Source organism: Streptomyces sp. NPDC024017, from assembly GCF_040638895.1.
Classification (GTDB): Bacteria; Actinomycetota; Actinomycetes; order Streptomycetales; family Streptomycetaceae; genus Streptomyces.
Genome location: NZ_JBEZYZ010000001.1, coordinates 161285 through 173896 on the forward strand (window position 1 = coordinate 161285; position 12612 = coordinate 173896).

Annotated in this window: 12 protein-coding genes, 1 other RNA gene and 2 pseudogenes; 8 read left to right on the forward strand and 7 right to left on the reverse strand. The window is 70.5% G+C overall.

Annotated features, from left to right (window positions below):
- The first annotated feature begins 427 nt into the window (after positions 1-427).
- From AB0G20_RS00740 to AB0G20_RS00750, 3 genes are all read left to right on the forward strand, one after another.
- Positions 428-886, forward strand: coding sequence for a lactococcin 972 family bacteriocin (locus AB0G20_RS00740; RefSeq protein WP_361293696.1), 459 nt, complete (start codon positions 428-430; stop codon positions 884-886).
- An 881-nt stretch (positions 887-1767) separates the two neighbouring features.
- On the forward strand, positions 1768-2040 hold the full coding sequence (locus tag AB0G20_RS00745; protein ID WP_361293699.1) for a type II toxin-antitoxin system Phd/YefM family antitoxin: 273 nt from the start codon (positions 1768-1770) through the stop codon (positions 2038-2040).
- Positions 2037-2294 (forward strand): Txe/YoeB family addiction module toxin, encoded by a 258-nt coding sequence (locus AB0G20_RS00750; RefSeq protein ID WP_055511941.1) that lies wholly within the window; start codon positions 2037-2039, stop codon positions 2292-2294. The genes AB0G20_RS00745 and AB0G20_RS00750 overlap by 4 nt, the downstream gene beginning before the upstream one ends.
- 452 nt (positions 2295-2746) lie before the next feature.
- Here AB0G20_RS00750 and AB0G20_RS00755 read toward each other — a convergent pair.
- Positions 2747-3437: pseudogene (locus tag AB0G20_RS00755) on the reverse strand (hypothetical protein); the annotation flags it as partial.
- A 12-nt stretch (positions 3438-3449) separates the two neighbouring features.
- On the opposite strand from AB0G20_RS00755, the gene AB0G20_RS00760 reads away from it, so the two are divergent.
- The gene (locus AB0G20_RS00760) at positions 3450-3866 is read left to right on the forward strand and encodes a DUF6177 family protein (protein WP_361293703.1); all 417 of its coding nucleotides are present in this window, start codon (positions 3450-3452) and stop codon (positions 3864-3866) included.
- A 374-nt stretch (positions 3867-4240) separates the two neighbouring features.
- On the opposite strand, the gene rnpB is transcribed toward AB0G20_RS00760, so the two are convergent.
- From rnpB to AB0G20_RS00775, 3 genes and pseudogenes are all read right to left on the reverse strand, one after another.
- Positions 4241-4646, reverse strand: an RNA gene (gene rnpB / locus AB0G20_RS00765) — RNase P RNA component class A.
- Between the two features lie 115 nt (positions 4647-4761).
- Positions 4762-5541, reverse strand: a pseudogene (locus AB0G20_RS00770) (EamA family transporter); the annotation flags it as partial.
- Between the two features lie 19 nt (positions 5542-5560).
- Complete coding sequence (locus AB0G20_RS00775) at positions 5561-6388, reverse strand: AraC family transcriptional regulator (RefSeq protein WP_361293706.1); 828 nt, start codon at positions 6386-6388, stop codon at positions 5561-5563.
- Positions 6389-6488: 100 nt separating this feature from the next.
- Between AB0G20_RS00775 and AB0G20_RS00780 the strand changes: the two genes are divergently transcribed.
- The 4 genes from AB0G20_RS00780 (at position 6489) to AB0G20_RS00795 (ending at position 9369) form a co-directional block, all read left to right on the forward strand.
- Positions 6489-7244 (forward strand): MerR family transcriptional regulator, encoded by a 756-nt coding sequence (locus tag AB0G20_RS00780; protein ID WP_361293710.1) that lies wholly within the window; start codon positions 6489-6491, stop codon positions 7242-7244.
- Positions 7241-7819, forward strand: a complete 579-nt coding sequence (locus tag AB0G20_RS00785; protein ID WP_361293713.1) for a hypothetical protein — start codon at positions 7241-7243, stop codon at positions 7817-7819. The genes AB0G20_RS00780 and AB0G20_RS00785 overlap by 4 nt, the downstream gene beginning before the upstream one ends.
- Positions 7820-7872: 53 nt before the next feature.
- A complete protein-coding gene (yaaA, locus tag AB0G20_RS00790) occupies positions 7873-8655 on the forward strand; it encodes a peroxide stress protein YaaA (RefSeq protein ID WP_361293716.1) in 783 nt (260 codons plus the stop codon).
- A 63-nt stretch (positions 8656-8718) separates the two neighbouring features.
- A complete protein-coding gene (locus AB0G20_RS00795) occupies positions 8719-9369 on the forward strand; it encodes a bifunctional 4-hydroxy-2-oxoglutarate aldolase/2-dehydro-3-deoxy-phosphogluconate aldolase (RefSeq protein WP_361293719.1) in 651 nt (216 codons plus the stop codon).
- Here AB0G20_RS00795 and AB0G20_RS00800 read toward each other — a convergent pair.
- Genes AB0G20_RS00800 through AB0G20_RS00810 form a run of 3 tightly spaced genes read right to left on the reverse strand, consistent with a single transcriptional unit; the run spans position 9344 to position 12443 of the window.
- On the reverse strand, positions 9344-10819 hold the full coding sequence (locus AB0G20_RS00800; RefSeq protein WP_361293722.1) for a bifunctional RNase H/acid phosphatase: 1476 nt from the start codon (positions 10817-10819) through the stop codon (positions 9344-9346). The genes AB0G20_RS00795 and AB0G20_RS00800 overlap by 26 nt on opposite strands.
- A 20-nt stretch (positions 10820-10839) precedes the next feature.
- Positions 10840-11583 (reverse strand): C4-type zinc ribbon domain-containing protein, encoded by a 744-nt coding sequence (locus tag AB0G20_RS00805; protein ID WP_361295743.1) that lies wholly within the window; start codon positions 11581-11583, stop codon positions 10840-10842.
- Entirely contained in the window at positions 11580-12443 is an 864-nt protein-coding gene (locus AB0G20_RS00810) for a Nif3-like dinuclear metal center hexameric protein (RefSeq protein WP_361293725.1), read from the reverse strand. The genes AB0G20_RS00805 and AB0G20_RS00810 overlap by 4 nt, the downstream gene beginning before the upstream one ends.
- Positions 12444-12612 lie beyond the last annotated feature (169 nt).

A 12612-nucleotide genomic window follows, 5' to 3' on the forward strand; every position in this document is an offset into this window, starting at 1 on the left:
GGGGCTCTCCCCTGCCTCACTTCTGCATGCCACAGCGCGGTGGCTGATGGGGGCGCCGGCTCGTACGCGCCCATGTACACCTCGATCAGGTAGCCGACTGGCGGAGGCGCTTGAGGAGTTCCCTGACGTAGCCGGCGTAGATCGTCCTGCCCAGGATGGCGAATCGGCCTACGGTACGCCTCCGACCTCACTGCCCGCCCTGCTCGCGGATGGAGCGGCGCGCACCAGTCCAACCTGCCGGACATTACGCACTCAAACGACCATTACGAGGAAGCGGTACTAACCATTGAGCGGGTATGCAAATCTCACACATCCATCGTCGGCACTTTTCAGTCAAGTGCTTTAGCGTCTCTTTACCGGGATGTGCGGGTTGGGGGAAGATCCATCCGCAGCCCCCGCGACGGGGGCATCACGGGAGGGGAATCGCATGAAGGCATCCGGTAGGTCCATAGCTTTTTCTATTGCGGGTGGGTTCCTGGCTGTGGGCACCCTTGCCGCCCCGGCCACTGCGGACAGCGCCCAGGTTCCGAACGCTGGCGCGGTCACCGTCACGGCCCACACCAGGGGTGACGGCACCCAGCCGCCTGCGGCGCTGGGAGACCCCAAGGAATGGGGCGTAGTGGAGTTCACGGCTGGCTCCACGGGAGGCATCAGGCCGAAGACCGTCCTCGACATTGGTGGCGGAACTTGGAGCTATGGGAAGGACCTCACCACCGATGGCCAGTACTGCTACTCGAATTACTACCACCCCAAGGTGATGCATGGGTCGACCGTGCAGCTGGCCGGGGGGGAGAATAAGGCCGTGGCGGCCAAGGGTAAGTGGTCTTACGCCAATATGACCGCAGGTGCGGCGTACACGTGCAAGACCTACTACGCTAAGTACTAGTTCCGTCCGCCCCCGGCCGGCCACCGCCGGGGGCGGATTTTCTCCGCCTGAGAAATTGACCACAGAGTAGGGTCATGAGAATCCCACACTTTACGTCTTCTCGCATCGCTCCTATTGCGACAGTTCTCGGGGCAGGTGCGCTGCTCGGCGCGGTCGGCCCATTCGCGAGTAAATTCGACAACCCGGTCTGCCAGGCCGTGGGCGTCATATTTTCTGTGGGATGGTCGTGGGCATGCTTCGCCTTCCTGGTCGGTTACTCCCGGCGGTCAAGAATTGAGGCATCGCTGCTGGCTTCTTCGGCGTTGGCAGTAGGCGTAGCTGTGTATTACCTTTTCAAGTTTCTGAGCCCCGTCGTTCCGGCCGGGGGGCACGTCATCTCTGGTGCGGGCGATGGCCTCTCCTCAAGGGCGCTGTTCTGGGGAGTAGCGGCTTTCGCCTTTGGTGCGCCCGTCGGGCTCCTGGGGAATCTGGCGAGAACGCCCGGAATCGGCGGTCTCGGGTTCCGCCTGCTTGTCCCGTTGATCGCCTTCTTCGAGGCATCCCAGCGGCTGGCAGCGGAGGTGGACGACTCGCAGGGCCGGGTCGTCGAAATGGTCTGGGCTTCGGTTCGCGCGCTCTCGGCCGTGGCAGTCGTGCTTCTCGTGGGCCATACGGTGTGGAGCTGGTGGCATGGCCGGGGCACACGGCAGCCTGCCCCAGCGAAGCGTCTCTGACGCCTCACCGGTACACAGGCCGGGCGGCCGGTCAGCAGCGGCGCCCGTCAGGCCGCCGCCCACGCGAAACCGATCAAGGCCGTCAAAGGCATCTCAGTCCGCGGCTCGTACGGGAAAGTCGTACCATTGCGGTACAGTTTTCCCGTACAAGCAAGAGGGGTGCCGCAGATGACGATAAGTGCCAGCGAGGCCCGCAAGGACCTCTTTCCACTCATCAAGCGCGTCAACGACGACCACACTCCCGTGCGCATCAGCTCCAAGAGCGGCGACGCGGTACTGATGTCCGCCGACGACTACGACTCCTGGCAGGAGACCGTCTACCTGCTGCGCTCCCCCGCCAACGCGCGAAGCCTCATGGAAGCCGTCGCACGGGACAGGGCCGGCGAGGCCGTGGTCACCAAGACGATGGCGGAGCTGGAAGAACTGGCGGGTGACGGGTGAGGAGCGTCCACTTCGACCCGGCCGGATGGGAGGACTTCCTGTTCTGGCTGGGCTCGGACCGCGCCATGGCCCGCCGGATCACCCGGCTGATCGCCGAGATCCAGCGCACACCCTTCACTGGCATCGGCAAGCCGGAGCCCCTGAAGGGTGACCTGTCCGGCTACTGGTCACGGCGGATCGACGACGAGCACCGGCTCGTCTACCGGGTGGACGAGAAGGAAGTCAAGATCCTCAAGGCCCGCTACCACTACTGAGGCCGGCTCGCCCCCGCGCCGAATACCCGCGTCTCCACGAGGCGGTTGCGGCGGTCCCACGAACGGTTCAATGCCGTCTACTGCGTGTGGGGCGCGCTGTGGTTCACCGACCACGAGCGACTGCTTCCCCTCATCAGTCGGCGCCTCACCCCCGGAGGCGTGCTGGCCTTCTCCAACGCCCCGGCCGTACCCGGCTCGTACGGCGTCCAGGGCATGTACGGAGCCGGATTCAGAGGCCGCCAACTCTGGATCTACCGGTGGGCCTACACGCCGGATGACTGGGCCGGAATCATCGAGCAGCACGGGTTCATGGACGTCGACGCACAAGTGCTTGAGGCACCGGACCCCGAAAACGTCGGCACGCTCGTCACGCGCCCCCCTGCTGACGGCACACGGGTCGACGGCCATCGCAGCGCAACCTCACCGCGAGTGAGCTACAAGGACCGAGAGCCCTATACGGTGACGTCAGTTCCGCCCGAGGCAGAGTTCCTCGCCTCTGCCGCGACGAAGGACTCGTGGCCCTCTTCGGCTTCGACAACCACAACTCGGCGCTTCGGCTTCGCCAGTTCCGAGTCGGCGAGGTGCTTCTTCAGCCGCTTCGACATGGGACGGTAGGCGGCAAAGGTGAGCGTGCCGGAGATGGCGGCGCCGACGAGAGGGATGGCCTTCGAGACGCTCTTCGCGAAGGTCTGCTTCGTCATCTCGGCGCCGATGTAGGCCGCGACCTTCTTCACTATGGGATAGATGACGCCTTTGGTGAGCGCCTTCTGGGGCAGCTTCTTGGCGGCCTGCTTCGCCATCATCTCGGCGACCTTCCCCACAGCGGCGTTCGCAGACTGGGTACCGAACATCACGCCGAAGAACAGCGTGAGCACCCCCATGGTCGCGTCGTCGACGTCATCGCCGTCGTCGGAGAACAGGTCGGGCCAGCTGTAGAGGTAGGCGAGCTTCTGAGCGATACGCAGCATGTGGCCGAAGTACTGCGCCAAGTCGGCGGGCAGGCACGGTAGCGGGAAGGGCCATGAAACCGGGCAGCCCGGCAGCGGCGGAGAGAGCGCTGACCTTAGCGGTTTCGTAGCGGATCGAGTCGTTGGCCACCTTGTCCAGCACGTCGACCGGGATACCGGCTGCCGCGGGGGTCTCGCCACCGTCCGTGTGCTCCGCACACCGTCGGGAGTCGAGGAGGACGTCACCCTCGCGTTCGGCTACGGCAGGGACGAGGCACCACCCCTGGACGTCATCGAGGAACTCGCGACCGCACTCGACACCGACCGCCGTCTCGTCACGCTGCTTACGACCATCCGTGCGGCCCGCCACGACCTAACGGTCCCACCGTCCTTGGAGGCCCCGCCCTTTCCCGTCGCGTTCACGCTCGGCAGTGACGAAGCCGAGGCCATCGGTCGGGCCCATGCCGGGCATCCACCCCTCAGCCTCATGCCCACGCGCCTCGGCCTCGGAAGGAAGCCAGCTCTTCACTACTTGATGGGCGACGGAACCGACCCCGACGCCTGGAGCACGTTCCAGCGCCTCATCCGCCACCTGTTCATCCCACGGCAGACTCAAGGGAAATGATCGTCAGGCCTTCCTGCAACAGAGAGACCCCGCTCCCAGAAAGGTGAACCCTTGCGTTGTGGGGCGGGTCGAAGGAGTCGACTCGATGCCCATAACGTTCGATCCAGTCCAGCGTGACATGGAAGCTCTCACCTGAATTGCCATCTGCAGACTCGACAGTGAAGCGCTGGCCAGGGCGCACAAGTCCGCCCACGCAGCGGACGATGCAAGTGGCCGACAGAGGTTCCGTCTCTTCCTCGGCGTAGATCTGGAGCTTCCCTGGATTGTGGTCATGCATGCTCGTAAGCCTCACAACGTCTCAGGTGGAGGCGGGATGTGCCCCGACACGCAAAGGGCCCTGGCCAGGCCAAAAGCCCAGGCCAGAGCCCAGCCAGCAGACGAGTCGGGCTGTACGCCGGGTTCTGTTCCCCGGTTCCCTCGCGGGAGCCGGGGCGACGGCCATCCATCTAGGGCCGGCGTTGCCACCGGCCTCGTGCGGTCTACCCGCGGACTCGGGCGGGCAGCCCTCGATCGTCCGCGCAGGAGCACCGAGGTACTCCCTCTTGACCTTGCTCCGGGTGGGGTTTACCTAGCTGCCCAGGTCACCCTGGGCACTGGTGGTCTCTTACACCACCGTTTCACCCTTACCGAGGACCGAGGCCCCCGGCGGTCTGCTTTCTGTGGCACTGTCCCGCGGGTCACCCCGGGTGGCCGTTAGCCACCACCCTGCCCTGTGGAGCCCGGACGTTCCTCGGGAAGCTCCCCGTCAGGGGGACTCCACGCGGCCGTCCGCCCGGCTCGTCTGCCGTGTCGACCATGGTACCCGGGGGACGTCCTGCTTCGGTCCCGCGGCCGTCGCCAGGACCGAACCCGCGAGGATCAGGGTGAAGGCCACGCCGATGCCGAGGGTCAGCTCCTCGTCCAGGAAGAGGGCGCCCGCGGCGACGGCGACCGCCGGGTTGACGTAGGTGATCACGCCGGCCCGGGTCGGGCCGACCTCCTTGATCAGCTCCAGGAAGGCCACGAACGCGATCGCGGTGCAAACCACTCCCAGGCCGGCGAGGGCGGCAAGGACCTCGCCCGAGGGCATGGTGGCGGGCCGGGTCAGGAAGGCAGCGGGGGCGTAGACGACGGCCGCCAGCGTGAGGCAGGGCGTGATCAGCTGAAGGGTCGGGACGTCCTTGAGGTACCGGGCCGCTATCAGCGGAGCCGTGGCATAACCGACGACCGTCACCAGCACCTCGGCCATCGACAGGGCGTCGCCGCCGGTGAGGTGCGGCAGAGTCAGGACGGTGACACCCGCGAGGCCGAGGGCCAGACCCGCGATACGGCGGGCGCCCACCCGCTCCCCCGCGCCGAAGAAGTGGGCCAGGAGCAGGGCGACGATCGGCACGCCCGCGATGAGGAGTCCGGCGGTGGAGCTGGACAGATGGCGTTCGGCGTCGGTCAGGGTCCACCAGGGGCCGATGATCTCGATGACGGCGAAGGCCAGCATCGGCTTCCAGTGGGCCCGGACGGTACGGCCGAGGCCGCCCTGGCGCAGGGCGAAGGGGAGCAGGAGTGCGGCGCCGAGGGCGCAGCGCGTGAACACCACCATGGACGGGGACAGGTCGTCCACCGCCACCTTGATCATCAGGTAGGGGACGCCCCAGACCACTCCCATCAGGGAGAACAGGAACCAGCCGCGTGCAGTCATGCGGTGAGTCTCGGCCGTCTCACCCCGCGGTGTCTTGAACGCTGTTGCGGTACGCCGCCGGGGTCACCCCCAGCACCCGGCGGAACCAGCGGGTGAGGTGCGCCTGGTCGGCGAAGCCGACGAGGCCGGCGACCTCGGCGGGGCGCAGTCCGGCTTCCAGGAGGCCGCGGGCCCTGGCCACCCGGTGCTGGGCGAGCCAGGCGTACGGCGGTACGCCCATCGTCGTGCGGAAGGCGCGCAGGAGCTGGTAGCGGGAGAGGCCCAGGTCGGTGGCGAGGGCGGCCAGGGACGGGGGGTCCAGCAGTTCGTCCGCCAGACGGTCGCGTACGGACCTGGCGATGTGGCCGGCGCCGGGCACGGTGTCGTCGGTCGCCCGGGCCGTGGAGTGGCGGCGGGCCAGGGCCGTGAGCAGCCAGGGCAGCCGGGACTCGGCCTCCAGCGGGTCGGGGCGGGCGCTGATGTCGGTGTGGGCGGCGCGGAGGGCCGCGGCGAGTTCCGGGTCGTGGAGGACGGGGTCCCGGAAGTGCGGGAGGCCGCCGAGGGTGCCGTCGGTGAGGAGGGCCGGTTCGGCGTAGAGGGCCTGGTAGGCGTAGCCGTCGCAGGCGGCCGGGCCGCCGGTGTGCATCTCGCCGGGCTCCAGGACGACGATCGAGCCGGGGTAGGAGTGGATGTGCCCGCCCCGGTACGCGATGACCTCCGACCCGCCGACCGTGACGCCGATGGTGAACTCGTCGTGGGCGTGGGGCGCGTAGACGTGGCTGTCGAAGTGGGCGGTGAGGAGGTCGAGGGGCGGGCCGCATCGGCCCAGTCGCGCCCTGGTCCAGCGGGCCTGTTCTCGAATCCCCATGTCGTACCCCCGGAGCAAAGAGGACCAGAAGAGACCCGCGCTGTCCAGACCGGAAGGGCGTGCTTGACCTTGCCGCAGCGTCAACGTCTTCACTGGTGGCATGCGGATCGGAGAACTCGCCGTCACCGTCGGCGTCACCACGCGGGCCGTGCGGCACTACCACCATCTGGGGCTGTTGCCCGAGCCCGTGCGGCGGGCCAACGGGTACCGGGAGTACGGGTTGCGGCATGCCGTCGTGCTGGCGCGGATCCGGCGGCTGACCGAGCTGGGGCTGGGGCTCGCGGAGGTGCGGGACGTGCTCGCGGACGATGCCGGGAAGGACCTCGTCGAGGTGCTCACCGAGCTGGACGAGGATCTGGCGCGGCAGGAGGAGGCCCTCCGGGAGCGGCGGGCGCGGTTGCGGACCCTGCTGGACGCGGAGGGCGGAGTGCCCGCCGAGGGGCCGGTGTCGCCCGAGCTGGCCGCCCTGTTCGCCGGGACCGCGCATCTGTCGGACTCGCCCATGGCCACCAAGGACCGCGAGATCATCGCGTTCCTGGAGACCGCCATGCCGGCCGAGGACCGGGAGCGGTTGGTGTCGTCGGTGGGTGAGGCGCTGGGGAGTCCGGGGGCGCTCGCGCGAGCGGGTGAGGCGTACGCGCTGCTCGACGCGCTCGCCGGCGCCGAGCCCGATGACCCGCGCGTCGCCGAGGCGGCGCGGGCGCTCGCCGACTGCATTCCCCCGACGCTGTTCCCGGAGGTCGGTGAGCTCGATCAGCACGACAGCGTTCTGCGCGCGTTCTACGACGACCTCTCCCCGGCCCAGGCGGAGGCCGTCCGCCGTGCGCTGCGGATCCTCACCGAGGAGCGGCGATGAGAGGCGGGTGGCTGCTGGTCCGGCACGAGGTGCGGTTGCTCGCGAGTCTCGCCCTGTGGGTGGCGCGGCGCACGCACGGGACGACGAGCGGGTCGGCCTTCGGATACGCGCGCGGGCAGGGCGCGATGATGGCCGGGTTCGCGTTCGTGTGCCTGGTCGAGACGGTCGCGCTGTCCGTGCTGCTGCGGGACTGGCCGGCCGTGCACGCGGTGGTCCTCTTCCTGGACGTGTACACGATCGTGTTCGTCGTCGCGCTGCACGCCTCGTCCGTCGTGCGACCGCATGTGCTGGATGTGGGCCGCGGCGTGCTGCGGATACGGCGGTACGTCCATGTCGACCTGTGCGTGCCGCTGGAGCGGATCGCCTCGGTGCGGCGTGAGCTGCGGATGACGCACGAGCGGGCCGACGGGGAGCTGGATGTGGAGGTGGGCTCGCAGACCAGCGTCACGCTCGAACTGACGGAACCCGTCACGCACGTCGGCTTCTTCGGGCGGAGCCGGGAGGTGCGTGTCGTCCGCTTCCACGCCGACGACGCCGACGGCCTGGTCCGCGCCCTCGGCCGGGCGCGCGTCTGAGCTCCCCGTAGGCCCCCGTACGCTGTCGGCGGAGTTCGATCGAAGGAGTACGCGTGCTTGTCCTGCTGCCGCCGTCCGAAGGCAAGGCCTCCTCCGGCCGCGGTGCCCCGCTGAAGCCGGAGTCGCTGTCGCTGCCGGGGCTGACCGCCGCCCGGGAGGCCGTTCTCACCGAGTTGGTCGAGCTGTGCGCCGGCGACGAGGACAAGGCGCGTGAGGTGCTGGGGCTGAGCGAGGGGCTGCGGGGCGAGGTCGCGAAGAACGCGGAGCTGCGGACGGCGGGGGCGCGGCCGGCCGGGGAGATCTACACCGGCGTGCTCTACGACGCCCTCGGCCTGGCCTCCCTCGACACGGCCGCCAAGCGGCGTGCGGCGCGGTCGCTGCTCGTGTTCTCCGGGTTGTGGGGTGCGGTGCGGGTGACGGACCGGATTCCGTCCTACCGGTGCTCGATGGGCGTGAAGCTGCCGGGGCTCGGGGCGCTGGGCGCGCACTGGCGGACGCCGATGGCGTCGGTGCTGCCCGAGGTGGCCGGGAGCGGGCTGGTGCTGGATCTGCGGTCCGCCGCGTACGCCGCCGCCTGGAAGCCGAAGGGCGAGGTCGCCGGGCGCACGGCGTCGGTGCGGGTGCTGCACGCGCCCACGCGGAAGGTGGTCAGCCATTTCAACAAGGCGACGAAGGGGCGGATCGTGCGCGGCCTGCTGACCTCCGGGGCCGACCCGAAGGGACCGGCCGAGCTGGTGGAGGCGCTCCGGGATCTCGGGTACGTCGTGGAGGCGCAGGCTCCGGCGAAGTCGGGGCAGGCGTGGTCGCTGGATGTGCTGGTGGACGAGGTCCACTAGCAAGCATTGCAGTGTGCGCAACGACCTTTGCGCACTGTGCTCGGGCGACGGCAGGATGACGCCATGGCCTCCTCTCCCCTGCCCGCCTCCGTGCTGGACCTCGCGCCCGTCGTCCCTGTCGTCGTCATCGAGGATGCCGGCGACGCCGTACCGCTGGCGCGGGCGCTGGTCGCGGGCGGGCTGCCCGCGATCGAGGTGACGTTGCGGACGCCCGTGGCCCTGGCGGCGATCCGGGAGATCGCCCGGGAGGTGCCCGGGGCGGTCGTCGGGGCCGGGACGGTGATCAGCCCCGAGCAGGTCACGGAGGCGGTGGCCGCGGGCTCCCGCTTCCTGGTCAGTCCCGGCTGGACGGATGTGCTGCTGGAGGCGATGCGGGCGTCCGGGGTGCCGTTCCTGCCGGGGGTGTCGACGGCGTCCGAGGTCGTGGCGCTGCTGGAGCGCGGGGTGCGGGAGATGAAGTTCTTCCCGGCGCAGGCCGCGGGCGGTACGGCGTATCTGAAGTCGCTGTCGGGGCCGCTCCCCCAGGCCCGTTTCTGCCCCACGGGCGGGATCGGCCCGGCCACCGCCGCGGACTACCTGGCCCTGCCCAACGTCGGCTGTGTGGGCGGGAGCTGGATGCTGCCGCAGGACGCCGTCGCCGCTCGCGACTGGGGCCGTGTCGAGGAGCTGGCCCGGTCGGCGGCGGGGCTCAGCGCAGGTAGGACGTGTCGTTGAGGAGGCGGACGCTGGCGTTGCCGTCCGCGTAGTACGCGACGACCGACAGGGACGCGGCCGACAGTTCCATGCGGAACAGGGACTCCGGCGGGGCGCCCAGGGCGAGCCGGACGAGCGTCTTGATCGGCGTCACGTGCGTGACGAGCAGGACCGTCCGGCCCGCGTGGGCGGCGACCAGCTTGTCGCGGGTGGCGGCGAGCCGGGTGGCCGTCGCCGCGAAGCTCTCGCCGCCGCCGGTGGGTTCGGCGTCCGGTGAGGCCAGCCAGGCGTTCAGGTCGTCGGGGTGGCGCTCACGCACCTCGGCGAAGGTGAGTCCCTCCCAGGCGCCGAAGTCCGTCTCGCGCAGGCCGTCGTCGATGCCGACGTCGAGCCCGAGCCGGGCGGCGACGATCCCGGCGGTCTCCCGCGTACGGGCGAGCGGCGACGACACGACGGCCTGGATGGTGCCCCGCCGGGCCAGCATCGCGGCGGCCCGTTCGGCCTGTTCCCGGCCGGTGTCGGAGAGGGAGGGGTCGGTTCCGCCACTCCCGGAGAACCGCTTCTGGGGCGTCAGCGGGGTCTCGCCGTGCCGCAGCAGGACGAAGGTGGCGGGGGCTCCCATGTCGGCGGGGGCCCAGCCGGGGGTGGCTACGGCTTGGGCGGCGCGGGTGTCGGCGTCGGCCTTGGCCGTGCGGGCGTCGGCCTTGGAGGCACGGGCGCCAGCAGCACCCCCCGCCTCGCCGGCCTGCGCGTCGGACTCCTCCGTCGCGGCTTCGCCCTCCGGCGGGCTCGTCGCGCCGCCGCCGGAGGCAGACGCCGCACCCGGGACGGCCCGGGAGGGTTCCGCCGAGGCCCGCGCGGCATCCGGGCCCGATCCGGCAGACGCGGCCGAGACGGCCGACGCAGCCGACGCGCGTCCCTCCGCCAGAGCTCCCCGCACCCGCGCCGCACCCGCCGCCGCGTCACCGGGCGGGCCGGAGGGCGCAACGGCCTCAGCGCGTCCAGCGCCCCCCGCTGCCGTCTCCAGCTCGGCCGTCGAAGCCGACTCCGACCACCGCTCCCCCCTGGCCCCCGCGTCCATCGCCTCGTTGGCCAGCCGGTCCGCGTGCTTGTTCCGCTCCCTCGGCATCCACTCGTACGTGACCCGCCCGGGTGGGAAGACCCGGGCCGCCTGCGCGGCCAGGGGCTTCATGTCGGGGTGCTTGATCTTCCAGCGGCCCGACATCTGCTCGATGACGAGCTTGGAGTCCATCCGGACGTGGACCGTCGCCGCCGGGTCCAGCTCGCGGGCGGCGTGCAGGCCGGCGAGGAGGCCGCGGTACTCGGCGACGTTGTTCGTGGCGACGCCGATGTACTCGGCGGTCTCCCGCAGGGTCTCCCCCGTCGCCGCGTCGCTGACCACGGCCCCGTAACCGGCGGGCCCCGGGTTGCCCCGCGACCCTCCGTCGGCCTCGACGATGAACTCCCGCACCGGAAGGGCTCCCTGAAGGCCTAGATACCGGACTCGGACGTGCGCACCAGGATGCGGCGGCAGTTCTCGCACCGGATCACCGTGTCGGGCGCCGCCTTGCGGATCTCGGCCAGCTCGGTGATGGCGAGCTCCTGCCGGCAGCCCTGGCAGCTGCGCGCGTACAGCTTCGCCGCGCCGACGCCGCCCTGCTGCCCGCGCAGCTTGTCGTAGAGCTTGAGCAGATCGGCCGGAATCGAGCCGGCGATGACCTCGCGCTCCTTGGTGACGGTCGCGACCTCGCCGTCGATCTGCTCGAAGGACGCGTCGCGGCGCGCGGTCGCGTCGTCGATCTTCGACTGGACGGAGGTGACGCGCTCGGTCAGCTCGGCGACCCGCTCCTGCGCGGACTCCCGGCGCTCCATGACCTCCAGCACCACGTCCTCCAGATCGCCCTGCCGCTTGGCGAGGGAGGCGATCTCGCGCTGGAGGTTCTCCAGGTCCTTGGGGGAGGTGACGGCGCCCGAGTCGAGGCGCTGCTGGTCGCGGGTGGCGCGCTGGCGCACCTGGTCCACGTCCTGCTCGGCCTTGGTCTGCTCGCGGGCGGTGTCGCTCTCCTCGGTCTGCGCGGCGACGAGCAGGTCGCGCAGCTGGGTGTGGTCCTTGGTCAGCGACTCGATCTCGGCGTGCTCGGGCAGCGACCTGCGCTTGTGCGCGAGCTGCTGGAGGCGGACGTCGAGGTCCTGGAGGTCGAGGAGTCGGATCTGGTCGGCGGGCGCGGCGTTCAGTTCGGGGCTCCAAGGGGGTCAGAAGTGGTTGAGGCCGCGTGCGCGGTCCAGGGGTCGGTGACCGTCTTCGAGACGTGGACGCGCAGGTCCCATCCGTGCCGGTCGGAGATCTCGTCGAGCTGGCTCGCGGCCAGCTCGCACCAGGGCCACTCGGTGGCCCAGTGCGCCGCGTCGAGCAGCGCGAGGGGGCTGTGGGCGCGATCCGCCAGGAACTCGGCCGCCGGGTGGTGGCGCAGGTCCGCGGTCAGGAAGGCATCGACGCCGGCCGCGCGGACGTGGTCGAAGAGGCTGTCGCCGGAGCCGCCGCTGACGGCGACCGTGCGCACGAGCGCCTCGGGGTCGCCGGCGACGCGGATGCCCTGCGCCGTGGCGGGCAGCCGCTCGGCGGCGCGGGCGGCGAACTCGCGGAGGGTCACCGGGTGGTCCAGCGCGCAGAGGCGGCCGAGGCCCCGGCGGCCCTCGGGGTCGGTGGGGTCGGGCACGAGCGGCCCGGTGACCCGCAGGTCCAGCGCGCCGGCGAGGGCGTCGGAGACACCCGGGTCGGCGGCGTCGGCGTTGGTGTGGGCGACGTGCAGCGCGATGTCGTTCTTGATGAGGGTGTGCACGACGCGGCCCTTGAAGTGGGTCGCCGCGACCGTCGTCGTGCCGCGCAGATAGAGCGGGTGGTGGGTGACGAGCAGGTCGGCGCCCAGTTTCACCGCCTCGTCGACGATCTCCTGGACCGGGTCGACGGCGAACAGGACCCGCGTGACCTCCTGGTCCGGGTCGCCCGCGACGGTGCCGACCGCGTCCCAGGACTCGGCCCGCTCGGCGGGCCACAGGGTCTCCAGCGCGGCGATGACTTCAGACAGACGGGGCACGGAAGCAAGGCTACCCGCCTGATCTGTGGCGTTGCACCGCCACCGCCCACTCCTGGCACCCATGACCCCGCTCAGCACAATCGCCCCCTTTTCCTCAGGCGAATCGTTCCTGGAACACCCTTATGTGTGAAGTCTGCGCCCGAGGAATTCCCCGCCCGCGCGTGCGAAA

What these genes read in the sequence shown, in the direction of transcription:
- AB0G20_RS00740 (WP_361293696.1), top strand. Translation starts at nt 428, where the DNA reads ATGAAGGCATCCGGTAGGTCCATAGCTTTTTCTATTGCGGGTGGGTTC.
- AB0G20_RS00745 (WP_361293699.1), top strand. Translation starts at nt 1,768, where the DNA reads ATGACGATAAGTGCCAGCGAGGCCCGCAAGGACCTCTTTCCACTCATC.
- AB0G20_RS00775 (WP_361293706.1), bottom strand. Translation starts at nt 6,388, where the DNA reads ATGGGGATTCGAGAACAGGCCCGCTGGACCAGGGCGCGACTGGGCCGA.
- AB0G20_RS00780 (WP_361293710.1), top strand. Translation starts at nt 6,489, where the DNA reads ATGCGGATCGGAGAACTCGCCGTCACCGTCGGCGTCACCACGCGGGCC.
- AB0G20_RS00785 (WP_361293713.1), top strand. Translation starts at nt 7,241, where the DNA reads ATGAGAGGCGGGTGGCTGCTGGTCCGGCACGAGGTGCGGTTGCTCGCG.
- AB0G20_RS00795 (WP_361293719.1), top strand. Translation starts at nt 8,719, where the DNA reads ATGGCCTCCTCTCCCCTGCCCGCCTCCGTGCTGGACCTCGCGCCCGTC.